General features: G+C 46.1%; 21 protein-coding genes and 1 tRNA gene. 4 read left to right on the top strand and 18 right to left on the bottom strand.

Annotated features, from left to right (window positions below):
• Position 1: 1 nt before the first annotated feature.
• From BUR09_RS00440 to BUR09_RS00415, 6 genes are all read right to left on the bottom strand, one after another.
• Positions 2-652 (bottom strand): biotin attachment protein, encoded by a 651-nt coding sequence (locus tag BUR09_RS00440; RefSeq protein WP_074215001.1) that lies wholly within the window; start codon positions 650-652, stop codon positions 2-4.
• 12 nt (positions 653-664) lie between these two features.
• Positions 665-2,926 carry a carboxyl transferase domain-containing protein gene (locus tag BUR09_RS00435; RefSeq protein ID WP_074215000.1) on the bottom strand — a complete coding sequence of 754 codons (2,262 nt, stop codon included), beginning with the start codon at positions 2,924-2,926 and terminating at the stop codon, positions 665-667.
• A gap of 63 nt (positions 2,927-2,989) precedes the next feature.
• Positions 2,990-4,408: a biotin carboxylase N-terminal domain-containing protein gene (locus tag BUR09_RS00430; protein ID WP_074214999.1), complete on the bottom strand. Its 1,419-nt coding sequence runs from the start codon at positions 4,406-4,408 to the stop codon at positions 2,990-2,992.
• A gap of 23 nt (positions 4,409-4,431) precedes the next feature.
• A complete protein-coding gene (locus tag BUR09_RS00425) occupies positions 4,432-4,812 on the bottom strand; it encodes a PilZ domain-containing protein (RefSeq protein WP_074214998.1) in 381 nt (126 codons plus the stop codon).
• 2 nt (positions 4,813-4,814) lie between these two features.
• A complete protein-coding gene (locus tag BUR09_RS00420; RefSeq protein ID WP_074214997.1) occupies positions 4,815-5,555 on the bottom strand; it encodes an OmpA/MotB family protein in 741 nt (246 codons plus the stop codon).
• Entirely contained in the window at positions 5,542-6,300 is a 759-nt protein-coding gene (locus tag BUR09_RS00415) for a motility protein A (protein WP_074214996.1), read from the bottom strand. The genes BUR09_RS00420 and BUR09_RS00415 overlap by 14 nt, the downstream gene beginning before the upstream one ends.
• A 121-nt stretch (positions 6,301-6,421) precedes the next feature.
• On the opposite strand from BUR09_RS00415, the gene BUR09_RS00410 reads away from it, so the two are divergent.
• Together BUR09_RS00410 and typA are read left to right on the top strand one after the other, a co-directional pair.
• Entirely contained in the window at positions 6,422-7,249 is an 828-nt protein-coding gene (locus tag BUR09_RS00410) for a purine-nucleoside phosphorylase (RefSeq protein ID WP_074214995.1), read from the top strand.
• A gap of 326 nt (positions 7,250-7,575) precedes the next feature.
• Positions 7,576-9,423, top strand: a complete 1,848-nt coding sequence (typA, locus tag BUR09_RS00405; RefSeq protein WP_074214994.1) for a translational GTPase TypA — start codon at positions 7,576-7,578, stop codon at positions 9,421-9,423.
• Positions 9,424-9,561: 138 nt separating this feature from the next.
• On the opposite strand, the gene BUR09_RS00400 is transcribed toward typA, so the two are convergent.
• Positions 9,562-10,548 carry a YheT family hydrolase gene (locus tag BUR09_RS00400; RefSeq protein WP_074214993.1) on the bottom strand — a complete coding sequence of 329 codons (987 nt, stop codon included), beginning with the start codon at positions 10,546-10,548 and terminating at the stop codon, positions 9,562-9,564.
• 99 nt (positions 10,549-10,647) lie between these two features.
• Here BUR09_RS00400 and BUR09_RS00395 point away from each other — a divergent pair, with 99 nt between their 5' ends.
• Positions 10,648-11,811, top strand: a complete 1,164-nt coding sequence (locus tag BUR09_RS00395) for a BaiN/RdsA family NAD(P)/FAD-dependent oxidoreductase (RefSeq protein ID WP_074214992.1) — start codon at positions 10,648-10,650, stop codon at positions 11,809-11,811.
• A gap of 176 nt (positions 11,812-11,987) precedes the next feature.
• Here the strand turns inward: BUR09_RS00395 and cbiB are convergent, their stop codons facing one another.
• The 11 genes from cbiB to ftsH all read right to left on the bottom strand — a co-directional run bounded on the left by cbiB (position 11,988) and on the right by ftsH (position 24,907).
• On the bottom strand, positions 11,988-12,926 hold the full coding sequence (cbiB, locus tag BUR09_RS00390; RefSeq protein ID WP_074215754.1) for an adenosylcobinamide-phosphate synthase CbiB: 939 nt from the start codon (positions 12,924-12,926) through the stop codon (positions 11,988-11,990).
• A 6-nt stretch (positions 12,927-12,932) separates the two neighbouring features.
• The gene (locus BUR09_RS00385) at positions 12,933-13,391 is read right to left on the bottom strand and encodes a tRNA (cytidine(34)-2'-O)-methyltransferase (RefSeq protein ID WP_074214991.1); all 459 of its coding nucleotides are present in this window, start codon (positions 13,389-13,391) and stop codon (positions 12,933-12,935) included.
• A gap of 106 nt (positions 13,392-13,497) precedes the next feature.
• Positions 13,498-14,727, bottom strand: a complete 1,230-nt coding sequence (locus BUR09_RS00380; RefSeq protein ID WP_074214990.1) for an OmpP1/FadL family transporter — start codon at positions 14,725-14,727, stop codon at positions 13,498-13,500.
• 400 nt (positions 14,728-15,127) lie between these two features.
• Positions 15,128-15,481 carry a hypothetical protein gene (locus BUR09_RS00375; RefSeq protein ID WP_074214989.1) on the bottom strand — a complete coding sequence of 118 codons (354 nt, stop codon included), beginning with the start codon at positions 15,479-15,481 and terminating at the stop codon, positions 15,128-15,130.
• A gap of 10 nt (positions 15,482-15,491) precedes the next feature.
• Positions 15,492-17,855 (bottom strand): replication restart helicase PriA, encoded by a 2,364-nt coding sequence (priA, locus tag BUR09_RS00370; protein WP_074214988.1) that lies wholly within the window; start codon positions 17,853-17,855, stop codon positions 15,492-15,494.
• Positions 17,856-17,928: 73 nt separating this feature from the next.
• Positions 17,929-18,792, bottom strand: a complete 864-nt coding sequence (galU, locus tag BUR09_RS00365) for a UTP--glucose-1-phosphate uridylyltransferase GalU (RefSeq protein ID WP_074214987.1) — start codon at positions 18,790-18,792, stop codon at positions 17,929-17,931.
• Positions 18,793-18,805: 13 nt separating this feature from the next.
• A complete protein-coding gene (glmM, locus tag BUR09_RS00360) occupies positions 18,806-20,158 on the bottom strand; it encodes a phosphoglucosamine mutase (protein ID WP_074214986.1) in 1,353 nt (450 codons plus the stop codon).
• Between the two features lie 185 nt (positions 20,159-20,343).
• On the bottom strand, positions 20,344-21,246 hold the full coding sequence (locus BUR09_RS00355) for a CdaR family protein (protein WP_074214985.1): 903 nt from the start codon (positions 21,244-21,246) through the stop codon (positions 20,344-20,346).
• A gap of 3 nt (positions 21,247-21,249) precedes the next feature.
• Positions 21,250-21,999, bottom strand: a complete 750-nt coding sequence (gene cdaA, locus BUR09_RS00350) for a diadenylate cyclase CdaA (RefSeq protein ID WP_074215753.1) — start codon at positions 21,997-21,999, stop codon at positions 21,250-21,252.
• Positions 22,000-22,022: 23 nt separating this feature from the next.
• Positions 22,023-22,880, bottom strand: a complete 858-nt coding sequence (gene folP, locus BUR09_RS00345; RefSeq protein ID WP_074214984.1) for a dihydropteroate synthase — start codon at positions 22,878-22,880, stop codon at positions 22,023-22,025.
• Between the two features lie 2 nt (positions 22,881-22,882).
• Positions 22,883-24,907, bottom strand: coding sequence for an ATP-dependent zinc metalloprotease FtsH (ftsH, locus tag BUR09_RS00340; RefSeq protein WP_074214983.1), 2,025 nt, complete (start codon positions 24,905-24,907; stop codon positions 22,883-22,885).
• A gap of 217 nt (positions 24,908-25,124) precedes the next feature.
• Between ftsH and BUR09_RS00335 the strand changes: the two genes are divergently transcribed.
• Positions 25,125-25,218: transfer RNA gene (locus BUR09_RS00335), tRNA-Sec, on the top strand.
• The last annotated feature ends 267 nt before the right edge of the window (positions 25,219-25,485 follow it).

Here is a 25,485-nt window from a genome sequence, read left to right as displayed (position 1 = left end):
CTTACTCCTGTTCAGTCCACTCGGTCTGTACGCGAACAACTACGTCTTCAATAAGAGGAAGCTGATCCGGCGGACATACACCGATGAGTGGCGCCCCAGAATCAATGTTCTCATTATGCTGGAAGTAAACGGAGTAAATTACGCCGTCCGGTCCAGAATAGTTGAGCGGTGCTTCACGTTTCATACGGGACATAATGAACAATTCCATACCATCGTGTACAGTAACACTCTGGGAGCCGGAACTCTTAATCTTGCTGTCCACTTCCGGAACAAAGTAGTACTTCGCACGCTCCGGAGCTTCGAACAAGTATAATGCTTTTTTAAGAATAATGCTGAGAACTTCCTCTTTAGAAAGGAAGTGACGCAGGCGCACAAGTTCAGTGCCTGCTTCTACGAAAGTGCCTTCAAGCTCAGTGTAGATTTTTTCAACAACACCCTTCTGAGGTGCACGGATAATCTTATCGTTGCGTTCACGCTGCAAGGTTGCAATCGGGGTACCTGGAATTTCATGCCATGTACCAGTTGCGCCGATAACGCGGTCACCTTCTTTGATGGAACCAAAAGATACTACACCGGTATGAGGAGCGGTAATAACCAACTCTTCGTACGGAGAAGCTTTAATCTCTTCAAGAAGTTTTGTAATGTCGAGCATCTAAAGCCTCCACTATCTGTAGTAAAGGTTACGGCCGCCCATAGTCATAAGCGCCTGAGATAAGTTATGTCGTGCATCACGACGATCCCAGATACCCTGAATGTGACCACGGCTGAGAGCCTTCTGGGCACGATGGTAATCTGGTGGGATATCCATACCGGTTGTTTCCTTAATAACGCCAGGACCAGCAAAACCGATGTTAGAAGAACGGATTGCGAACTGGTAAGGAGAACAACCAAGGAAGCTTGCAAGCGGACCTGCATAGGAGTTGGTGTCGTACAGTACGAGGTACAGACCACCAGCGTCGATGTAACGGCGAACAGCCATTGTACAACGAGGCATCTGAATTACGCCGTTAACACCTTCCTGAATACGGATACCTGCAGTGCCGTGAACATAGCTGATGAACGGGAAGCGTTTTTTCTTCGCACGCTCTGCTGCCTGAATGAACTTTTCACCTTCTGCAGCACCAACAGTACCACCGCGGAACGGTGCGATAAGGGTAGCAACAACAACTTTCACGTTGTTAATGCGTGCCTCAAAGGTGGTGCAGGAAGACTTAAGTCCAGTCTTATTTTTCGCCTGCTCAAGTTTAAGGTCGAAACCTTCAAAACCAAGCGGGTTAGCAGATTCAACTTCAGTGTTAAACTCAAAGATGGAACCCGGATCAAAGATGTTATGCATGTACCACTGGTATTCCATTGGGAAATGGTGTCCACAGCTATTACATACACCGGCATACTCGCCAAAGAGGTCAGGAGCCCAAAGGTCCTGACAACCGTGAGTTTCCGCATTCGGACAGGTAATCGCACGATCTTCTTTCGCACGTGGAGAAATGTAGCTCCACTGGCCTTTACCCTGATCCTCTTCGTCCCACTGAGAAAGCATAGTAAGCTCTTTCTCTTTGTCGGCTTTGGAGGTGCTGGCAGGAATAGCTTTAGTAAGCTTTTTCCAAGGACCTTTCACCTTGTCCATCAGAACACGAGCTTCCGCATCCACTTCTTCTACTGCGTACATCAGTTTTTTCTGATGTGAACGCCACAGGTCGTACTTAAAGTAGGAGTAAGTATCCCATCCTTTTTCTACGAACCATGCTGCCACACGACGATGAACCGGACGGCGGTCGATGTAAGCGGATTTGGATAGTTTATTAAACTTCGCATGACGCTTGGCGATAAGACGAGTACGAGCCTTCTTGCTCAAGCTCCAGCGAACATGGATGTTTTCAAGATCAAGATCTTCGATTGACTTACCTTTACGACGGCGCAGTGCCATAGCACGGAAAGGAGAGAATCCTTTTACGTTCAGAACAACTTCATCAGTTGCGCGGATAACTTCCTGACGCAAACAGCGGAAGAATTCGTAATGGTAAGGACGAGCACCGAGAGGCGGCTCCTGAATCTTGTGGTCAATATAACCCATGCGCACGTTGTCATCAGCAGTAATTTTGAGCTGATGTGCACACTTTTCAACAAGTTCAGAACCTGCACGCTCTCCACCACGAACACGGCCTTCAATAGCTGCCGCACCTTCTGGTGAAATAACAGAGTAGTACCCGTGTGAAAGCATCAGACGGCTGTCAGCTAAGCCGATAGCTTCAGCACCACCGGAACCACCTTCAGAGAAGATAGATACAACCGGCACGCTGAGCGCTGCCATTTCATACAAGTTCTTAGCAATCTGCTGTGCCGCGCCAGGTGCATCTTCAACCGGGAAGGATCCCGGAGTGAATACAAAGGTATGCACAGGAATGTTCTCGGTTTCTGCAACACGCATGTAATGCAACGCTTTTGCGTTACCCCAAGGTTTTACAGAGCCACCGTTACGGAACTCTTCGCCGTGCCCTTTTTCCTGACCGATAACCATAACCGGCTGGTGGTAAACGCGCTTGCCGCTGCGACGAGTAATGTACGCACGAGCAATCAGCATAGATGGGTCAATGCTGTTTTCGTCTTTACCACCGATTTCGGTGTAGTTATCGTATACGTTTTCTAAGATATCACGAAGACAGATACGCTGTGAATGACGCACAATGCGTACCTTGTCCATCGCGGTAAGTTCATTTTCAAGATTACGTTCAACAAAACCAAAGAGGTCTTCAAGCGTTGTGAGAGCAGCAAACTTGTCTTCAGTAGACAAGGCGTTCTCACGCTGAACGAACTCTTCAAGCTTTGTTTCAAGCAGACGGATATTTTCCTGCTGCTTATCACCGAAGATGTCTTTGATGTACGTAAGACGTTCGGTTAAATGCTGTGTTCTCTTTTCGGTATCCATATAGTCTCCCCCGCGCCGCTAGGCGGGGTTGATAATGCATTACTGAGCGTTACGGCTCCAGCACTAGAACTTAAGAATTTCGTCAGTTTTAGTGCGCAGGAAGTTAACATTGGACTTAAGAGACTCACCACCCTGATTCTGGCCGGTAAGACGCAGTTCATCCAAGAATTCCTTGCCGTGTTTTTTTACCTCAGACAGGTCTTTACCCCAAATAATCGCAAGGGCAAGGTTAGGGTCAAACTCGGTTGGAATGTCATACGCAACGTCCGTAGGAACATGAGTATGCATTTCAAGCCAATCGTGTTTATCCCAACCAAAATCCTCAATGAGACCAACCCACGGAGTAAATTTGATCTCCGGGTTTTCTGCAATGAGGCGGTACTCAATACCAACACCTTCAAAGGTGATGTTATCCTGAGAGTACCCAAGAGGTTCCCCTAAACCTACTCGAATCTGCTCTGCGATAAGGTCAACACCGGCTTTACCGTTAACGCGGGAAATCATAGCAGAAACACCGTTTTCTACCTGAATACGGGTGTTAACTTCCATGAGGAACGGGCGACCGTCGCGGGTTACAATCCATTCCCAGGTACCTACGTTATCGTAGCCAACCTTGCGCGCCATAGCGAGGGAGTATTCGGTAATATCGTCCAGAACTTTCTGAGCGTCGAATGTGTAGTTGATAGAGCTTGGGTCAAAACCCGGCGCGATTTCAAGGCGTTTTTGAAGACCGGTAGACTGGATAGAGCAGTTACGTGTACCGAAGTGTACTGGATTTTTACCGGTACGGTCGGACACGATCTGTACTTCCAAGTGGTTGAAGTCTTTGATGCGCTGTTCGATAAGCACACCTTCGTCACTGAACTGACGAAGAGAATAGCTGCGGATACGACGGTATACAGATTTAAAGAGGTCAATATCGTACACCTCTTCAATACCCATACCGCCACCACCTGCGGAAGCTTTTACCAGTACCATTGGGCGTTCAATGCCCTGCTCTTCCTGAAATTCGAAAAGCTGACGAGCAATCTTTTCTGCTTCAAGTTCGTCGTACACTGGGCGGTCAGACCCCGGTACGGTTGGTACTTCTAAGCTACGCGCAAGGCGTTTGGTGTTAATTTTATCGCCCAGCTCACGGATAATTCTCCATGACGGACCGATAAAAATAAGCTTATTTTCACGCTGTGTTACACGTCGTGCAAAACGATAGTCTTCTGCAAAGAAGCCATAGCCTGGATGAATAGCAGTCGCACCTGATTCATCAGCCACAGCTAGCAGTTCGTTTGCATCCTGATAAGAAGAAATACGGTAAAGGCTTTTTTCGCCTCCATGCTCTTTAGCCATGCGAACATGGCCGGAAGCTTTATCTTCTGCAGTGTAAACACAGACAAAACCTAAACCAAGCTTTTGACAAGCCTGCATGATACGGATGGCAATTTCCCCTCTGTTTGCCACCAGCACCTTGTGGTTTGTATTCTGCACGTATTACCCTCGATTTTTGCAGCCTAATCAGCTGCAGATTTTTCTCTTTTCTTAGCGATCATTCGCTTTTGCAATTCAAGCACAAGCCTGTCGAGCCGTGCTTCCTGTCTGCGATCAAGAGTGCGGAAGTCGCAGCCAATTATGCCATTATCAAGTATTCTGACGACTCTGCATGTAAGATCGGAAAGGTATGTCTTTCCCGCAACAAGAATAGAAACAGAGTACTCAGCGCCCTCTTTTAATAATACTGACTCATTTTTTATCGCGAACCCTGTTACACTGACGTCCAGAATATCGCAAGTCAGATTTTGCTCTTCAAAGGTAACGGCAATTCCGTACGCCTTTGCACGAAAAGCCCTACGACGCTCATTCCCCGTTGGCATAGTAAAATCGAGATTACCCATAGCTACTTGCCCACCCGTCTTTCTAAAACAAATTCAACTCGTCTATTCTGCGCTCTGTTTGCTTCATTGATATTGGGCATGATCGGGTCAAGATCGCCAAGTCCAGTCGCGGTAAGTCGTTGGGACTCGATACCTCTTTCAATATAGTAACGCAGAACATTGACTGCACGCAATGCTGATATTTCCCAGTTATCTTTATAGCGGCTTGAAGGACTTGGCTGCAGATCATCAGTATACCCTTTGATATTGATACTCTGAGCTTTATTCTTCAAAAACAACTGGCGCATTTCCTCTAACAATACATAGCCGTTCCGGCTTAATGTTACCTTGCCATTTTCAAACATAGCGGCGGATGGAAGCCGCAAGGTTACTACACCTTCATCAAAAACAGCTCCGATCTGCCCTTCCAGCCCTTTCTGGTTAAGATAGGTCCGAATATCTGAATACACTTGTCGCTGTGCTTCAATCAGCTGCTTCTGCAAACGGACGGACTCCAGAATTGCGGTATCGTCCTGCCGTACAGGTGAAGTAAGTAAATTCTGATCATCGCCACCAAAAACCTGACGAACTGTTAAAAAAGAGTCCGTAAACTGCTTTTGATCGATAACTGACATAGAAAAAAGTAATACAAAGAAGGCCAGTAACAAAGTTACCATATCTGCAAACGTTGTAAGCCATGTGCCCTCTTGAGTGTCTTCTCCGCTATCGTTTCCTAATGCGTAGTCATCTCTATCTTCGAACATCTTTTCTGTCCTCTGGAGAAATAAATGAGCTTAATTTTTCGTATACTAAGCGCGGGTTATTGTTTTCCAGAATACACTTGGCGCCTTCAAAGATAATATTAAGCTGAACCTCTTCCTGAAGGGTTCTTGCCTTCAGCTTACCAGCCATAGGCAGGAAAAGGAGGTTAGCGAGCAACGCACCATAAAATGTTGTGAGAAGAGCAATAGCCATTGCGGGACCGATAGTTGAAGGATCATCCAGATGTGCAAGCATCTGAACCAGACCAATCAGCGTACCAATCATCCCGAAAGCAGGAGCTACAGCACCGAGCCTGTTAAATACAGCAATTGCAATATTCTGTCTTCGTTTCATTGACAGAATTTCAATTTTTAATGTGTCATGAATAATATCTGGATCAGCGTTATCAGCAATAAGCTGACATGCTTTTTTGAGCAGTGGGCTTTCAGTCTTAATATTTTCCAGAGCAACCAGACCTTCACGGCGGCTGATCTCTGCAATACGAACCATGGTGTTAACCACTTCCGGAATCTTAGTACGGCGGGAAGCGAAAACTTTTACAACGCTTGCAATAGCAAACGCCACTTCTTCTAAAGGAAATGTTACAAAAATAGCAGCACCGGAACCACCAAATACAATCATAGCGCCCGGTATGTTAATAAAATCGCCAACACTCCCCCCCATAAAAATTGCGCCAGCAACAAGAGCAAAACCAACAACGACCCCGAGAAGAGTTGCAATATCCATATATTAAACCTATGTAACAGGCGGGTTCGTATAATTTATCACAACATGTGACTGCATCATGTTCCGTCAAACCCATTACGGAACATGTTTCCCTACAATCTATCAATAGGTATAGCAGGTTATGCAAAGTTTGAATAAAGTACATAACGCCGTACAGTCAATCAAAGAGCTTGCAAAAAACGATCTTTCTCCAAAAATCGGCATTGCACTTGGCACCGGCCTTGGTGATTTTGTAAACGCGGTTACTATAACCGAGACCATCTCTTACAACGACATCATTGATTTTCCGCATTCCACAGTGGAATCGCATGCAGGACAGTTTGTTTTCGGCACACTCGCCGATGTTCCTGTAGTAATTCAACAGGGAAGAAACCACTTATACGAAGGGTATTCCCCTGCTGAAGTAAGCATGGGGGTCCGCGTGATGGCCTCATTAGGTATTGATACCTATATTGCCACCAATGCCGCAGGCTGCCTTGTTCCACAATGGGATGCCGGAACCCTCATGGCAATCACCGACCACATCAACTTTACTGGACGTACACCTCTTTCCGGTAGCAATGTTGACAACTGGGGACCGCGTTTCCCTGACATGAGTCAGGCATACGACCCGCAGCTCATAACCTGTGCAATGGAAGAAGCTGCCAAGCTCGGTATTCGACTGGAACGAGGAATCTATGCAGGAGTACATGGTCCGCAAATGGAAACTCCGGCTGAAACCCGCATGTACAAACGCCTTGGCGCTGATGCTGTCGGCATGTCTACCGTTATGGAGGTCATTGCCGCCCGTCATCTCGGGCTACGGGTTCTTGGTGTGTCCTGCCTGACAAACAAAAACCTTCCCGACTGCATGGAAGATGTTCCGCTTGATGAAATTATCCGTACAGCAAACAAAGCCGGTGCAAACCTCTCTGCCCTGCTGCAGGCAGTTGTCGCCAAGCAACGCTAACACGGGCATCCCCACCTAATATACTTCCAACAGCCTCGTGCACGGGAACATCTGATTCCTCAAAGCACTTATCGGAAGTTTATTGCATTTCATTAGAATGATATGGGCACAGTGAGCTTTCTCTGACAGAAAGCTCACTGTGCCCTATTTTTCGTGCTTTCACGCTCTCCGCATGCTACATTATCAGCAAAACACATGCCTGAGTGCTTGCCCTTTCCCTCGCTTAGGTATATGCCACCGACACAACGCATAACCGCGAAAGTTTCGCCATGCCGCCAAAACCAGCAGCAACGATAGAACTTTTGCATTTATATAAGGAATTATCTGTGACTCAGACTACTCATAACGATGCAATTCGTAACGTTGCGATTATCGCGCACGTTGACCACGGCAAAACCACCCTTGTTGACGCAATGTTCAAACAGGGCGGCATCTTCCGCGCTAATCAGGAAGTTGATGACCGTGTAATGGACAGCATGGACCTTGAACGCGAACGTGGTATTACCATTGCAGCAAAAAACTGTGCTGTTTCTTGGAAAAACACAAAAATTAACATCATTGACACCCCGGGTCACGCCGACTTTGGTGGTGAGGTTGAACGTTCTCTTACAATGGCTGACGGCGCAATCCTGCTCGTTGACGCATCCGAAGGCCCACTTCCGCAGACTCGTTTCGTACTCAAGAAAACTCTTGAAGCCGGACTTAAAGTTATTGTTGTTATCAACAAGATTGACCGTCCAGACGCACGTATCAGCGAAGTACTTGATGAAGTGTATGACTTGTTCATCGACCTCGAAGCAACCGACGAACAGCTTGAGTTCCCTGTTCTGTATGCAATCGGCCGTGACGGCGTTGCAATGACTTCTCCAGAAGAAGAACAGAAAGACCTCACCCCACTCTTTGAGACTATTCTTTCTGAAGTTCCAGGTCCTAAGCATGACCCTGAACAGCCATTCCAGATGCTCGTTGCTGACCTTTCCTACTCCGACTACCTCGGTCGTCTTGCTGTAGGCCGTGTATTCCACGGTTCCATCAAAAGTAACGATCAGCTTGCATGCATCGGTGCTGACAACACCCCGCGTAGCCTACGCGTATCCAAAATCCAGACCTATGAAGGCTTAAAGCTTGCTGAATCAAGCACTGCCAACCCGGGTGACATCGTAGTAATTTCCGGTATCGAAGACGTTAAAATCGGCGATACCATTTGTACTAAAGAAGACCCAAAAGCACTGACACGCATTAACGTTGACGAACCAACCGTTTCCATGCGTTTCAGCATCAACTCTTCTCCGCTTGCAGGCACTGAAGGCAAACACGTTCAGTCCAGTAAAATCCGTGAGCGTCTCAACCGTGAGACCATGCTCAACGTAGCAATCCGTGTTGAAGACAGTGAAGAGCGTGACAGCTTCATCGTAAAAGGCCGTGGTGAATTCCAGATGGCTATCCTCGTTGAACAGATGCGTCGTGAAGGCTTCGAACTCACAATCGGTCGTCCAGAAGTTATCTTCAAAGAGGTCGACGGCGTTCTTTCCGAACCAATGGAAAAACTGTTCATCGACTGTGACGACGTGTTCATGGGCGTTGTGACCGAGAAACTCTCTGCACGTAAAGGTCGCATGACCAACCTCGTGAACAACGGCACTGGTCGTGTACGTATGGAATTCTCCATTCCATCCCGTGGCCTCATCGGTTACCGTGACGAGTTCCTTACCGACACCAAAGGTACCGGCATCATGAACTCCCTTTTCGACGGTTACGAAGGATACCGCGGCGAATTCCCGACCCGTCACACAGGCTCTCTCGTGTGTGACCGTTCTGGTCAGTCCGTTGCATATGCACTCTTCAACCTTGAGCCACGAGGCGAAATCTTCATTGATGCTGGCCTGCCTGTATACGAAGGCATGATCATCGGTGAACACAACCGTGACAACGACCTCGACGTAAACCCATGTAAGGGTAAAAAACTCACCAACGTTCGTGCTTCCGGTAAAGACGACGCTGTTGTTCTTACTCCGGTACGTCCTATGACTCTTGAGCGTGCTATTCACTTCATCACTGAAGATGAGTGCGTAGAAGTTACCCCTGAGTCCATCCGCTTGCGTAAGAACATCCTCTCTGGACAGGATCGTCACCGCCTTGCAGGACGTAAAAAGAAAGCAGCAGAAGGCAAATAGTTTTGCTGCAATAAAGAAGTACACTCTTCTTGTTGAATACAATAAAGGCCGCGAAGTACATTACTTCGCGGCCTTTTTATTAAAAAGCAAAATATAATCGGAAAACTGTAGTGTTTCCCTTTCTTTGCGCTTAGTACGCTAAACGCTCCCCATCACCTGCCCTATAAACTCTACAGCACGAATTTCAGACCAGTAGTAGTCGTCATCTGCAATACGGACAAAACCGATATGTCCTCCATCCGCCGGAGTTTCAAGATAAAAATACTTACTGCGATGAGCATGACCGGTTGGATAACAGGTCGGCCAAAGGAAAGGGTCGTTCCGAGCGCTAATTAGCAAAGTAGGAATACGCACCCTGTCCAGAAATTTCACGCTTGAACTTTTTTCCCAGTATTCAAGGGCATCTCTGAAGCCATACCAGGGAGCAGTATATGCCTCATCAAAATCTTTAAACGTTTTGACATCATTGAGGTTACGTATATCCACCATTTCCGGATACGCCTCGTGTTTCTGAACAAGCTTCTCTTTCAACGTGCGCATAAAATTTTTCAGATAGATGGCATTAGCTGGCTTATCCATAGCCTTAGCAGCCCCGACCAGATCACACGGAACAGAAAAGACAACTGCAGCCTGTACACTGGAATGAACAACATGGTCAGGGTTGCCAAGGTAGTTCAAAATTTGATTTCCGCCCATGCTGAAGCCAATAAGGACTATCTCTTCATACCCCTTTTTAACGCAATAATTCACGACAGACTGCAAATCTTCTGTCGCGCCACTGTGATACATGTAGAGCTGTCTGTTCGGAGCCCCGCTGCACCCTCTGAAATTCCATGCAGCTGCATCCCATCCAGCCCGAACCAACGCTCTGACCATTCCTTTCACATAAGAACGTTTTGAATTACCTTCCAATCCATGCGAAACAATAGCTAACCGTCTTTTAGGACTGCCAAAAATTGTATAGTGAAAATCGATATCCAAAAAATCATTATCAGGTGTCGTTATTCGTTGAACAGTACAGGCGGGCAAATCCAACGTCCTAAACAACGCAGGATATAACGTTTGTGCATGTCCACCAGGTAAAAAAAACGGAGCAGGATACAATGTGTTCTCATAAATCGGCATAGTGCTCACCTCAGAGGATAACGTGACAATTGCAACATAACAGTATACGTCCCTGTGGCTTCATGTAAGCAGAACCAACACATATTTTCAGGAGCACGCATGAATCAACATGACGTAATTATCTTAGGAGCAGGCGCTTCCGGCCTCTGGGCCGCACTCACAGCTGCGAAAAGAGGCCGCAAGGTTCTGGTCGTTGACCATGCTCGTAAAGCCGGACGTAAAATTCTGATTGCTGGCGGTGGCAAATGTAACTTTACTAATATAGACATAAGTCCAGCGAACTACCATTGTAAAAACAAACACTTTAGTAAATCAGCTCTTGCACGCTTTACTCCCTGGCATATGGTTGAATACCTTTCCCTCCATAACATCCCGTGGGAGGAGCGTGAACACAGCCAGCTTTTCTGTACTCGAAGCGCTGCGGATATTACAGACGCACTCTACAATGACTGTCTTGAACAAGATGTACGCTTTATTTTTTCCGATCAAATTACAAACGTGCAAAAGAATAATGACCTTTTTGAGGTCAAGTTAACAAATTCGCTGCACCGGGCACACTCACTTATTGTCGCCCTGGGAGGCAGCGCTTGGCCGCAAGTCGGGGCAACCGATGCGGGATACAAAATTGCACGTCAATTCGGTCATAAAATCATCCCAACATTTCCGGCGTTAGTTCCGTTGATGATGCCGTCCAACTGGAAACTTAAGAACCTGTCAGGCATTGCCTTGCCTGTATCTATTTGCTGTAACAGCAAGAAATACACTGAAAATATGCTGTTCACCCACAAAGGCATCAGCGGCCCTGTCGTCCTTCAAATATCTGCTCACTGGAAAAAAGGGGACGCTATTGAAATTGATTTTCTTCCTTATGCAAACCTCAACGACATTCTGGAAGAAGCAGGATCAAAACCATTGCTGAAAACTGTTCTAAACCGAAATTTCCCAGAACGGCTGGTATCTGCACTCATTCCAAAAGAAATTGGTGAAAAACAAATCGCTCAACTCAGTAAGAAGGACCTGCAGTTACTACACTCCTGTATTCACGCCTTTACAATTGTACCAACAGGTACAGAAGGGATGAAAAAAGCTGAAGCGACAGGCGGTGGCGTTGATACTGATGACGTTTCGTCAAAAACAATGGAGAGCAAGCTCTGTAAGGGGCTGTACTTCACAGGCGAAGTACTGGATGTACTCGGCGACCTTGGTGGATTTAACCTCCACTGGGCATGGGCATCAGGAAACGCTGCAGGGGAAGTCGCCTAGATTTCCCTCTCCCTCCAACTTTGTATTTAAGCAACAAAAAAGGGCAGTCCGTATATTGGGACCGCCCTTTTTTCTACATTACGATTTGGTACCTTAGATAGGCTAAATGGATCGCTAGGTTAGGGAGCAATATAGTATCCTGCTAAAAAAACATGCAATCATTCTTCTTAATCCCTTTAAAATACCAGCCGCAGAAGCGTAACAATGAGCCACATCAAGCCGCATCCAAAAATCGCGGCAAGACGAATATGCTTAATTAGTTGAATAAGGGAATGATGGTCCCACGCTTCATCACCAGCACCAAGTACAGGCTTTTCTTTTATCTTGCCAAAATATACAGCCCTACCGCCCATAGGTCTGCCATAAAGATGAGCTGCCATCGCCATAGGCCATCCAGCATTCGGGCTTTCCATTTTAGCAGCATCGCGGGCAACACTATCCCAAGCACCTCGTCCCGAACCTAGCCCTGCTAAATTTGCAGTACTCTGTAGAAACATAGCGGAAAAACGCGCAGGCACATACGCTAAGAGGTCATCAAACTTTGCACCTGCCCAGCCAAGATCAATCCATTTCTCATTTTTATATCCCCACATGGAATCCATTGTGGAAGTTGCTTTATACAACCACAGACCAACGGGACCAGATAGGATAAGCCAGAAAAATGGAGCAATAATACCATCGTTGAAATTTTCAGAAAGGGTTTCCGCAAGGGTTTTATACAACTCTTCTTCAGAGGATTCAGATACATCTCTGCTCACAAGCATCGAAACAGCTTTACGTCCCTCTTCAATAGAGCCGGAAGATACGGCCTGAACAGCCTTAGTCCCCTCGTTAAGCAAACTGCCTAGGGCAAGGCCAGACCACGCAAAATATAATGCGAACACCCAGCCAACATACGGAAGGTCAATGAAGAAGCTCACAGCAATAAAGACCAGTAGCAACAAAATCAACAAAGAAAGGACGCCGCCAAGTCTATTAGGGAAATTCTTACGTGTTGTTTTTTCGAGCCTATTCAACATACTCCCGATCAGCTGAACAGGATGTGGAAATGATCTCGGGTCACCAAAGATTGCATCAATAACTAACGCAGCCAACGGAATCCAGAAAAGCTCCATACACACCTACTTTCCGTTTAGTACTCCAGTTGAGGCAAAAGCCTGATACAGAACAATACCAACAGCTGTTGAAAGGTTAAGACTACGAACCTCACCCCACATAGGAATTCGAACATGGTCTGGATATCTGTCCATCAAGTGGTCTGGCAGCCCTCGGGTTTCCGGTCCGAATACTAAAGCATCGTTCTCATCATACGCAACTTCATGCACAGCCACACCCCGCTTAGAACTTGCCATAAGGTGTCTATGCTTATGGCCGACAGCTTCAATGTACGCATCCCAGTCTGGCCAGACAGAAACCGAGACATGCGGCCAGTAGTCCAAGCCTGCCCGCTTCAAGTATTTATCATCAAGGCTAAAGCCAAGTGGTTCAATCAAATGCAAATCAGTTGTGGTTGCCGCACATAACCTAGCGATATTGCCGGTATTTGGCGGAATTTCCGGCTCAAACAGTACAACATGCATATTTTTTTCCTCATTATAAAAACAAAAAAACCGGCTCTGGAATTACCCCGAGCCGGTCACCATTGCAACTATAGATAGGGAACAGAACCTATCTGACTACCGCAACTTAGAATGCGTAACCAACGGTAACTGCACCAATGTGAGTTACGCCGTTTTTGGATTTACCGTCAGAAGTACCTGGAGCTTCTGAATGATCGTAGTTAACGCTCTCAGCGATGATGTAGGTGTACGCAAGGTCAATAGTCCAGTTGTCGATTTTGTAACCAACACCAGCACCAATAAGATGGCGGTCAGCTGCTGGAATCATGTAGTCAACATAACGGCTATTTTCAGGTGCTTCATCATAGGTGTAGCTGCCGCGAACTGTCCAGTTTTCATTGATGTCGTATTCTGCACCAAGGCTGAAGCGCCATACATCGTTCCAATCTTTCTCTTGGAAAACTGGTTTGTCACCATATGGAGTATCGAGAGTCAGGTCAAAGTTTCTGTAAGTAGACCAACGGGTATTTACAGCAGCAAGTTCAATGCTAAGCTCTTCAATCGGGTAGTAAGTAATACCAAAGCTGATCATATCAGGAAGCACGATAGAAGCATCAGTATCGTACTCTCCGTCTGGTAAGTACCCCATAGTTGGAGTCGATCCAGAAATATCAGTATCTCCAGTAGCATCAACTTTAGCCTGGCTATGGTAACCAACACCAAAACGCCATTTATCTAACTTATAATGAAGGCCAGCTGTCACCGCAACGCCATCACCGCTACCAGTAAGTTTGGATCTTCCACCTGTTGGATATGCTTTCTTAATAGCAACATCAACATAGACATACTCAATACCAACGGCTGCAGAGAGGCGGTCTGTGATTTTGTATGCAATGTTAGGGTTCAGAGAGAGACTGATAATTTTCGCATCATATACGTTATAGCGACCAGCCCAGTCGTCATCGAAGCCGAAGCCAAGGCCGAAACGGGAATATTCACCAAAACCAACCGCCCATTTGTCGTTGATTTTGTGAGTTACATAAAAATGCGGAATTGGAAACAGTGCATCGTTACTTTTTGCCGTAGTAGTGGCACCAGAACCATCAGTTGTTTCCACCTCTGCAATAGGAGAAGCAAATGATGAGCCGACAGCAAGATGGGTACCTTCTAACTGGGTAAGACCAGCAGGGTTATACGCAACGGCAGAAGGATCATCAGCACGGCCGACAAGCGTACCACCAAGAGCGTTACCACGGGCACTCCATTCATACAGAGCAAAGCCAGCTGCTGAAGCAGAAGTAGAAACAGCTAACAGCAGAACACAAGACGCAACAATAGACAGGAAATGTCGCTTCATTATTTTCCCCTCGAATTCGTAGTTAGCATGTCTTTAAGTGCCTGTTCAGCACCCTGTTCAGTATTTTCAAGCAGATACAAAAACTGAACAGTGTTTCCCCTTAAGACATGCAAAAGAGCAAGCAGCAAGGCCCCTCTGCCATATTTGCTACTCACTCAAAAAATAAATTACAGGAGCTATAGTAGTAACACTTACACTTGGCAACATTTTTTACATTTTTATACTGAAATAACTAATTTTATCAAGCTACTTACCTAACTACATCAAACACCTACGCCACCCACGAACTCAGCATCTAGTATCACACTCTTCACAATTGTTAACGGAATTAAAAAAGGCAAGGAGTATCCTCCCTGCCTTCGTACTTTCTGATAAAAAAACAGTTACACGCTTATTACTATTAACTGCCTCGAATCACAACTACTTCCTTGCGCAACACACACCAGACTGGGCGCTCTCCATCTGTTAAAATCGGACGCCCTTTCGGGTTAGCTATATTACAACGACGCTTTTCATTCTTAAAAAAGAAAGGACATTCATCACACTCATCAACTGCGATCGCCGGTAAGCCAGTGTTATTTGATGCAGACTCAGTTACGCGTAATGCTGAGCCGTTTATCGGACACCATTCCGGCTTAGCTGATTCTGGATCAACATCAACCACTTTTAATTCCGGGAAACGCCCACTACAGTTACCACCATTATCAGAAAGATAAAACGGGCAAGCTGCACAGGCAGACACAACAAAAATCATAGTTAGCTCCTCACAACATATTCACAGGATCAATATCCAGAGAAAGTCTCAGCTTCGAACCACGCGGCACTGCCTTACGCATAGCATAATACAATGTTCGTATACTGACCCAACCATCAGACTTTAATGTCCACTGGAAGCGCTTTCTACCACGCAGAACAGGTAATGGCGATGGCGTATGCCCCAGCACACGCACGTTATGCTCTTTACCCAGCGCTCTTGCAATTTCGGTTAACGATTCGACCCACTCCATTCCTTTTCTCCAGTCCAGTGGATAACTGACACGGACAAGCGCTAATTTAACGAATGGAGGATACTTTCGTTTCCGTCTTCGCTCGATTTCCTCTGCATAAAACCCATCGTAATCTGCACTACCAACGAACTGCCAACAGTAGTGCTCAGGGTCACGTGTCTGGATAAGAACGCGACCTGCTTTCTCACCACGTCCGGCACGTCCTGAAGCTTGAACAAGCAACTGAAACGTCCGTTCTGCAGCGCGATAATCAGGAAGGTTTAACCCAAGATCGCCATCAGCAACAACAGCAAGAGTCACGTTCGGGAAATGATGTCCTTTGGACAACATTTGTGTTCCGACAAGTACCTGTGCCTCCTGATTTGCAAACGCATCAAGAATACGCTGCATTTTACCGGGGCGGCGGGTTGAATCTCTATCCAGACGTAAAATTTTTGTATCAGGCGGAAGGATTTCGGCAAGATATTCTTCTAATTTTTCAGTTCCTTCCCCCATTGGAAGATAGTGAAGCCCCTTACATTTTGAACATACAACAGGATAAGTAACAGAATATCCACAATAATGACAAATCAAACGTTCACGTTCTTTATGGTAGGTAAGTCCGACCTCACAATGCGGACAACGGGCAACCTGTCCACAGTCGAGGCAATACATTAACGGAGAGTAGCCACGACGGTTCAACAAAATAACAACCTGTTCGCCACGCTCCACAGTTTCTCTGATCTGTCTTTTGGTTTCCGCAGCAAGAATACCATCAGCCCGCTTCATATTCTTAATATTCAGCAATGAGACTTCCGGCAACTCCCCCTCTCCTGCTCGTTCTCTCATCACGCCCATAGATACGGCCTTTTGCTGCACGGCATGGAAAGTTTTTACATCAGGGGTTGCCGAACCAAGCAAGAGTAGCCCATTACTTTGTTGTGCACGATAGTAAGCAACTTCTTTTGCCTGATAAACTAGTCCTTCATCCTGTTTAAATGAGGTATCATGTTCTTCATCCAGAACAATCAATCCCAAAGTCGGTGAAGGTAAAAAAAGTGCCGAACGAGTTCCTACTATGATGCAAGGGGCGGTTCGCTCCGCCAATGTTCTGAATGTCTTCTCTCTTTCAGTAGGAGATTGGTACCCATTATAAAAAAAACAATCTTGAGAAGGGAAACGGCTGTGCACAGCATGTTCAAGCTTACAAGCCAATGCAACTTCCGGCGCAAGAAGCATTACAGAGCGCCCGTTAGCCAAGGCTTCTGCAGCCAACTCCAGATAAACGACGGTCTTACCGCTCCCTGTAATTCCGTACAGCAACGCAGACCTTGCCCCGTCAGCATGCATCAAGGCGCTAAATTCATCAAAAACAGTCTGCTGTTCAGGATATAGAACGAACCCTTCATCAGCCTCAAAAAAGCACTCTGGATCATCATCTTGACAAGCTTCGCATGTTCCTTCTTCGCGAGGACCAATACGAATCAAACCACGCTCTGCTAAAGTATTCAATGCTGCAGAAACTCCAGAACCAAGTTCCTGCAACAAACGTTTCCGTGACAACATGCCTTTATCATAGAGGAAATCAAGTACCTCTATTTGGCGCTTTGCAGAAGGCCGCACTGACCACGGAGGGTCTTCGAGCAGGCTGCATAATTCCTGTTCTTCTGCATCAAACGTGCTGTCCAACACTTCCACAGCATTACTCGCCCACAATACACCGAGAGAACAACGCTCGATATCAGACATGTTGGCAACATCACGCATAGCCATGGTACGGGGTTTTCCACCATCTAGCACGCGTAATCTAATTTTTGTAGTACGGAGTCCAGCCGGCAGTAAGCCGCCAAGTACTTCACCTTCAGTGACCACATGACGCAATGCAAGTTGCTTGACCATTGCAAGATATTCAGGCTGCAACAAAGGCTCACGTTCTGCAGGCCACAGACATTCCTTCAACACCACACCGTCTTTTACCGAACTATCATCTATTGAAACAATAATCCCAGCCCGAAGCATTCCCCCTTTTCCTAGCGGTACAATGACACGCTGCCCGCACTTCCATACAGAAATATCAAGCCATGCAGGAGTAGCATAGCTTAAAGTGGCATAAGGTGGACTCAAAAGAGAAATTGCTAACATTGAATGGTGTTCCTAAAAGAAAAAAGGCGATCATAAAGACCACCTTTTTTAAATTCATACTTCAACTACTCAGCTATGGCAAAAGCGGTTTTAAGTGTTTGATTAGATCATCACGAATTGAATCATCCTGCAAGGCAAAATAAATGTTTGCAGTAAGATATTCAGCCCAGTTACCTGCATCAAAACGCATACCGCGCATTTTAACAGCCAAAAGACCACGTTCTTTAGCAACAGTACGAAGAGCATCAGTCAGCTGAATTTCTCCACCTGCTCCAGCCTTGGTCTTTTCAAGTGCAGGGAAAATATCTGGTGTAAGCACATATCGGCCTACAATTGCCAAACGAGATGGAGCATCCTGAATTGCCGGCTTTTCAACAAGATCAGTAACACGATAGGTTCCCGGAGCAATCTCTTCACCTGCAACAATACCATAACGGTCGACCTTATCCGCTTCAACTTCCATCACACCAACAACTGGAAGACGCTCAGCTGCTGCAACCTGAATAAGCTGCTTCAACCCAGGCTCCATGCCAAATATGAGGTCATCACCCAGCATTACGCCAAAGGCATCCTCATTAATGAGGTCCTTAGCACAAAGAACAGCATGGCCTAATCCCAACTGCTCTTTCTGACGAATGGAAATAATATTCGCCATCTGGGCAACGTCCTGCACAGTGCGAAGCAACTCTTCTTTTCCAGCGCGCTTCAATAAACCTTCTAGTTGAAGGTTCTTATCAAAATGGTCTTCAATAACTTTTTTTTCGCGGTTGGTAACGAAAACAACATCATCAAGACCAGAGCGAATAGCTTCTTCTACAATGTACTGAACAACAGGTTTATTGTAGACAGGGAGCATTTCCTTCGGGATATTCTTAGTAGCAGGGAGAGATCGGGTTCCCCAACCGGCAACTGGAACAACTACTTTACGAATATTCATAACACGTCCAATGCTATACTAAGTTCTTTTGGGCAGACTCTGCAAGATATGAGGCAAGACGTTTTACCTGCTCATCATCTTCACCTTCTACCATAACACGGCAAAGAGATTCTGTACCGGAATACCGTAAAAGAACTCGTCCGTTATCACCAAGTTCATTCTCTGCTTTCTTTACATCTTCAAGCAAAGCAGGGCATTCCTCAAAAGGCACCTTTCGCTCAACACGAACGTTAATGAGTTCCTGAGGGTACAACTCAAGCAGGCCAGCAAGACTAGAAAGCGGTTTATCCTGTTGACGCATAATACGAAGAAGTTGAAGCCCTGCAAGCAGACCATCACCTGTTGTACCATGATTCATAAATACCATATGACCAGACTGCTCACCACCCATGGTTGCCTGTGTATTCCGCATAGCTTCCACAACATGGCGGTCGCCTACAGGGGTGCGCAGCAATTTGCCCCCCTGTTCACGCATGAACACTTCTAACGCCATATTACTCATGACGGTTGCAACAAGGGTGTTATCTACCAATGTGCCTGAATCCATCATATCCTTGGCACAAATGGCCATAATCTGATCACCGTCAAGCACTGTGCCATGCTCATCGCAAACAATCAGCCTATCAGCGTCACCATCAAGAGCAAGACCAATATCTGCATGCCCTTCACGAACCTTTTCTGCCATGACCTCAGGATACAGGGAGCCACAACCTTTATTGATGTTCACTCCATTTGGGCTCACCCCAATAGGAATCACCTCTGCTCCTAATTCTTCAAGAACCAAGGGGGCGACTTTGTAGTTTGCGCCATTAGAGCAATCAAGAACGATGCGCATTCCTTCCAAGGTCAGATTAGTCGGAAAACTATTTTTTAAATAAACAATATAGCGACCTACCGCATCATCAATGCGTTTCGCACGGCCTACTTTATCCGGTGCTGGGTAATCCCACTCATGTTCCGGATTAAGCACCATTTCTGTGATAGTTTCCTCAACAGAATCTGCAAGCTTGTAACCGCATGAATCAAAAAACTTAATACCGTTATCATGGTACGGGTTATGTGAAGCAGAAATAACCACGCCCATAGATGCACGCATGTTCCTCGTCAGAAAAGCAATAGCTGGTGTCGCCATCGGTCCAACAAGGTATACATCCATACCTGCCGCACAAAAACCAGCGGTCAGGGCATTTTCAAAAACATATCCGGAAAGACGGGTATCTTTACCGATTACAACTCTATTTCGTCCAGTTTCGGTTCGGAAGGTTGTTCCTGCTGCAAGTCCCAAACGCATGGCGACTTCGGGAACCATCGGATACTGATTCACAGTACCGCGCATTCCATCCGTTCCAAACAAGCGTCTTCCCATGGAAGCTCCTGTTTTTTTATTTTATTGAAGATATCTACGAGCAGTATATGTACGTAAAACCATGATGACGGGAATCTAATGAATACAACGTACTAAACCTGCAACAGCTTGAATACATTTATGTAACGCAGAACAGCATTATTATCAACGAAAGGGGAATCTTGAAAGAGCGCTACCTGCCTACATTATTTTGCAGAGACAGTCACGGTTAAGGTCTCAGGATCTGAGCCCACAACTTGAATCCTGTCTGGTAGCTCCAGTCGGTATGGGAGTTGATACTCTCCAGGGGCAATACCTTCCGGTAACTCCAAAATAACACGGACTGCCTCTATTAACGTACTGTTAGCTTTTAATGACTCAGGCACTTCAATCGTTAACTTAACGGCAGATTGACTCAACTTAATATCAAATCCGGCCTTTGGGATAACAACAACATTTCGTGTTATTGTCTTTTCCTCTGAACGCAATCCAAGAATATACGTTACTTCTACAACAGCAGGAGTGGCCTTGGCTCGAAGCGACAAGGCAACAGTCCCATCAAGAGTGACAGTTCCCGGATTTTTTTTGTTTGGAGCAGGAGTAACAGCCTCCACTTCGCTTAACGCTGCAAGCTCTGAATCAGGACCGCGCACTATAACAAATTGTGGCTTAACAGACGCGGATTCCACAAATAAATCTGTCGGCAATTCTCCTGACCAGCGCGGAACAATTGGCAATTTTCTTTGAACCAGCTTGTCCACTTCCAAAGTTAGTCGAGACGGACGAAGCTCTACCACATCAAACGCTTTTCCTAACCGGATACCGTTGGCTTGAATTGGTAGAACATTAAGCCCTGGGCTGACCTTAGAAAGATCAAGAACATACGTCAGCTTTCTATCAGTAATCGTTCGAATCAATCCCTTAGGACCACGCACTCTGATTTCAACTTCTGGAGGTAATCCACTCAACAGCGTCAGGTTCTCCGGCATCCCCTTAAGTTCAACAGATGCCTTTTCCCAAATTTCAACTTGCTCACGGCCTGAGATGACAACCCATAAGCAGGATGCCATAATAAAAGCTAAAAGTAAGTGACGCCAACTCACTCCCATGAATTACCGCTCCAAAAGATTGCGCAACACGCGCTTCAAGCGTGTTTTATCAAGATTACTGGTTAATCTTCCGTTAACAGCCACAGTAACATCCCCGCGCTCCTCTGAAACAACAACGGCAATAGCGTCGGTTTCTTCTGTGACCCCAAGCCCTGCTCTATGACGTGTACCATACTCAGGTCTATCTTGTTCTCCCACAGCAAGAGGCAAAATACATCCTGCAGCTGCCACGCGACCATTCCTAACTATCACTGCACCATCGTGAAGTGGTGCTTTGACCTGAAAAATGGTTACTAATAGTTCCTTTGACACTTCAGAATCAATCAAGACACCACGCTGAGCTAGATCACCCAACGGCACATGGTGCTCCAACACAATAAGTGCGCCGATACGGCGTTTCGCCATGTTCATGGCAGCACCAATTATTTCATCAAGAAAAGAGTCTTCAATCTCTGTTTTTTTGAAGAAACTACGCGCCCCCATATTGGACAAGCCACGCCTGATGTCGTCCTGAAAAAGAATGATAACAACAAGAAAGAAGGAACTGAGAAACTGCTGCAAGATCCAATGCAGTGTGTAAAAGCCGAAGTACTCCGAAAAAGCAAACACAGCGATAAGCAACAACAGGCCATAGATAGCCGAAACAGCCCGTGTCCCCCTGATCACTATCATAACCTGATAGATCAACAGAGTAACAAGGGCTATATCAATAGCATCACGCCATGTTATACTTATATATCCCAATGTATCCATTGAAAACACGCTGTGTCCTACCTCTAACTTCGTAGTGCTTCTGCAAGCAAAAGAGTTTCACGAGTCTTAGCCACATCATGAACCCGATGTGCTTCAACTCCCCTGTAAGCGAGAATAGCTGTTGCTGCCTGCGTACAGTTTTCACGCTTACCACTCGGCGCACCGCACAACTTCTCGAACATAGATTTGTTTGAAATTCCAGCTAGGACAGGAAAACCTAGACTTTGGAAGCGATCAATATTTTGCAATATTGTTACGTTATGCTCTACCGTTTTCCCGAAACCGACACCTGGATCGATCATAATACGGGTCTCCGGCATCCCTGCATCGGTCAACTCCTTCAACTTACGCTCAAAGAAAGCCAGAATATCGTCAACCACGTTATCATATGCTGGTGCCACCTGCATCTTATCAGGTTTTCCCTGACTGTGCATGAGAACATACCCCGGCTTAAACTGCGCAACTACGTCCCTTAATTCCGGCTCAAATTCAAATGCAGAAATATCGTTAATTATATGCGCGCCTGCTTCCAAAACAGCTGCTGCCGTACCCGCTTTATAAGTATCCACAGAAACAGCCCACGGAAGTTCATCGTCAGAGCAATCACCCACTACGCCCTCAACAATAGGAAGAACTCGATCAATCTCCTCCTCGAGAGAAACGTAGTCAGCAAACGGCCGTGAAGATTCACCGCCTATATCCAAAACATGTGCTCCGGCTGCCGCCTGCTTGCGAGCGTGAGCAATACCCGCCGCAACAGAGTTGTACTCACCGCCGTCATAAAATGAATCCGGAGTCACATTCACAATTCCAAAAATACAAAAAGGGGCAGGGCCTAAGGACCTGCCCCCTCGTACTTCCCAAGAAAACGGGGTCTTCATTATTACTTTTTCTCTTCTGGAGATTCAGTTTCAGATGCTTTCTTTTCTTCCGGTTCAGAAGCTGTTGGCGCAGTTTCTGCCTGCTCCTCAGTTCCGAGAATAAAATCTCCGGAATCTTCAGCTTGCTCCGGCTGCTGGTCTCTGTATGCAGCTGCAGCTTTAGCAAACGCGTCCGGAGTATCTTCCGGCTTCTCTACTTCAGCAGCAACAGTACCATTTGTATCTTCCTGAGGTGGAAGTTCCTTGCCATCGATAAGCAGCTCAATATCAGCACCACTAATTGTTTCTCTCTCAAGCAGAGACTCTGCAATCTTATGGAGAATATCAATATTATCCTCAATAAGCTGACGCGCAGTGGTACGTGCAGTATCCACAATACGTTTTACCTCTGCATCTACAAGGCGTGCAGTTTCATCACTGAAGTTACGGGACTGAGTCCACTCACGACCGATGAATACTTCTTCACCCTGTTCACCAATATTAAGAGGACCAATAGCTTCGGACATACCCCATTCGCAAACCATCTTACGAGCCATTTTCGTAGCACGCTCAATGTCGTTACCTGCACCGGTGGTAATGTCATCAAAGATAATCTCTTCAGCTACTCGACCACCAAGGAGTACCACAAGGTTGGTTTCAAGGAAGGAGCGAGAATAGCCGTAGCGGTCTTCACCCGGCAGCTGCATGGTAACACCAAGTGCTCGTCCACGTGGAATAATGGATACTTTATGAACCGGATCAGCTTTAGGAAGAAGCTTAGCACACAGAGCATGACCACCTTCGTGGTACGCAGTGATTTTCTTTTCTTCTTCACTCATAACCATGCTGCGACGTTCCTTACCCATAATGAGCTTGTCTTTGGCCTGTTCGAAATCGAACATATTAATCTGATCCTTGTTTTCCTTAGCAGCCTGAAGAGCAGCTTCGTTTACAAGGTTTTCCAGATCAGCACCGGAGAAGCCTGGAGTGCCTTTCGCAATGGTTTCCAAATTGACGTCGGCAGCAAGCGGAGAACGACGTGCATGCACTTCCAGAATACGCTTACGACCTTTTACGTCCGGTACAGGAACAGTTACCTGACGGTCAAAACGACCCGGACGAAGCAATGCAGGGTCAAGAACGTCTGGACGGTTTGTTGCTGCAATAAGAATTACGCCTTCATTAGATTCAAAACCATCCATCTCTACGAGCAACTGGTTAAGAGTCTGTTCGCGTTCATCATGACCGCCACCAAGTCCAGCACCACGCTGTCGACCTACTGCGTCAATTTCATCGATAAAAATAAGGCATGGTGCGTTCTTTTTACCCTGTACAAAAAGGTCACGAACACGTGATGCACCAACACCAACAAACATTTCAACAAAGTCAGAACCGGAAATAGAGAAAAACGGAACTCCCGCCTCACCTGCAACAGCACGCGCAAGCAATGTTTTACCGGTACCCGGAGGGCCTACAAGCAGAACACCTTTAGGAATACGTCCGCCAAGGCGGGTAAAACGTTTCGGGTTAGACAGAAAATCTACAACTTCACTAAGTTCTTCTTTAGCTTCATCTACACCGGCAACATCAGCAAAAGTAACTTTTGTCTGTTCCTGTGTAATAAGCCTTGCACGAGAACGACCAAAGGACATGGCCTTTCCACCGCCACCTTGCATCTGGCGCATAAAGAAAATCCACACACCAATAAGGAGTAACATTGGGAACCATGATACAAGCAAGGTCATGTACCACGGAGAATCTTCGCTAGGTTCAGCGTTAACAACAATACCCTTACCAACAAGTCGATCCACAAGTTTAGGATCTTCTGGAGCATAAGTATTTACAACGCTACCACCATGTTCTTTAGCAACAAGCTTTTGTCCTTGAATAGAAACTTCAGCAATATCGCCCTTATCCACCAGCTCCAAAAACTTTGTGTAGCTGACTTTCGTCTGCGAGTTTTGAGGCTGGCTGAACATGTTAAACAATACAACCATGAGTAGGGAGATGACAGCCCAGAGAATCAAGTTCCGGGAAAACTGGTTCAAGGTATTTTACCCTCCGAAGTTAGAATCGGATTTAATTTACTTGCTCAAATATATTTTCTTACTCGAATTTATATTTCTAATTACTCGAACGCGATTTGACAATGGTAGAAACGCTCTTTTTCAAAATTTACATTGAACATTGTACTAATTTCATCTTCATCTTGCGCCTAAGACTGTTTCCTGCTAGAACGCCCAAGGTTAAAGACTATCTACAAAAGGAAGCGTTTCGTCACCGGTGTGGCGTCCGGTCTTCAAAACCGGTGTAGGGCAGTGATGTCCTAGGTAGGTTCGACTCCTATACGCTTCCGCCATCGAACTTACCGCCCTGCTTTGCAGGGCTTTTTTTATTTCTATAGATCAAATCGCCTGCGTTCATCACCGAACTGAGTACACATTCGATGTTTGTTGTACCCAGTTTATCCCAAAAGGAAAAGTGATGAGCAATTACCTTATCGTACAAAGAACAACCTACTTTTCTCGCTACACTACACTTCAGATCTTCACGACCTCTTCCAGACAAAAACTGCCAAACTTAACCTCCGAACGAACAACAAGCGTCATGCAAAACGTTACGCCAA

Source organism: Halodesulfovibrio marinisediminis DSM 17456 (assembly GCF_900129975.1).
Classification (GTDB): Bacteria; Desulfobacterota; Desulfovibrionia; order Desulfovibrionales; family Desulfovibrionaceae; genus Halodesulfovibrio; species Halodesulfovibrio marinisediminis.
Note: the sequence above shows the minus strand (reverse complement) of the source record. Positions and strands in the feature narration are given on the sequence as shown.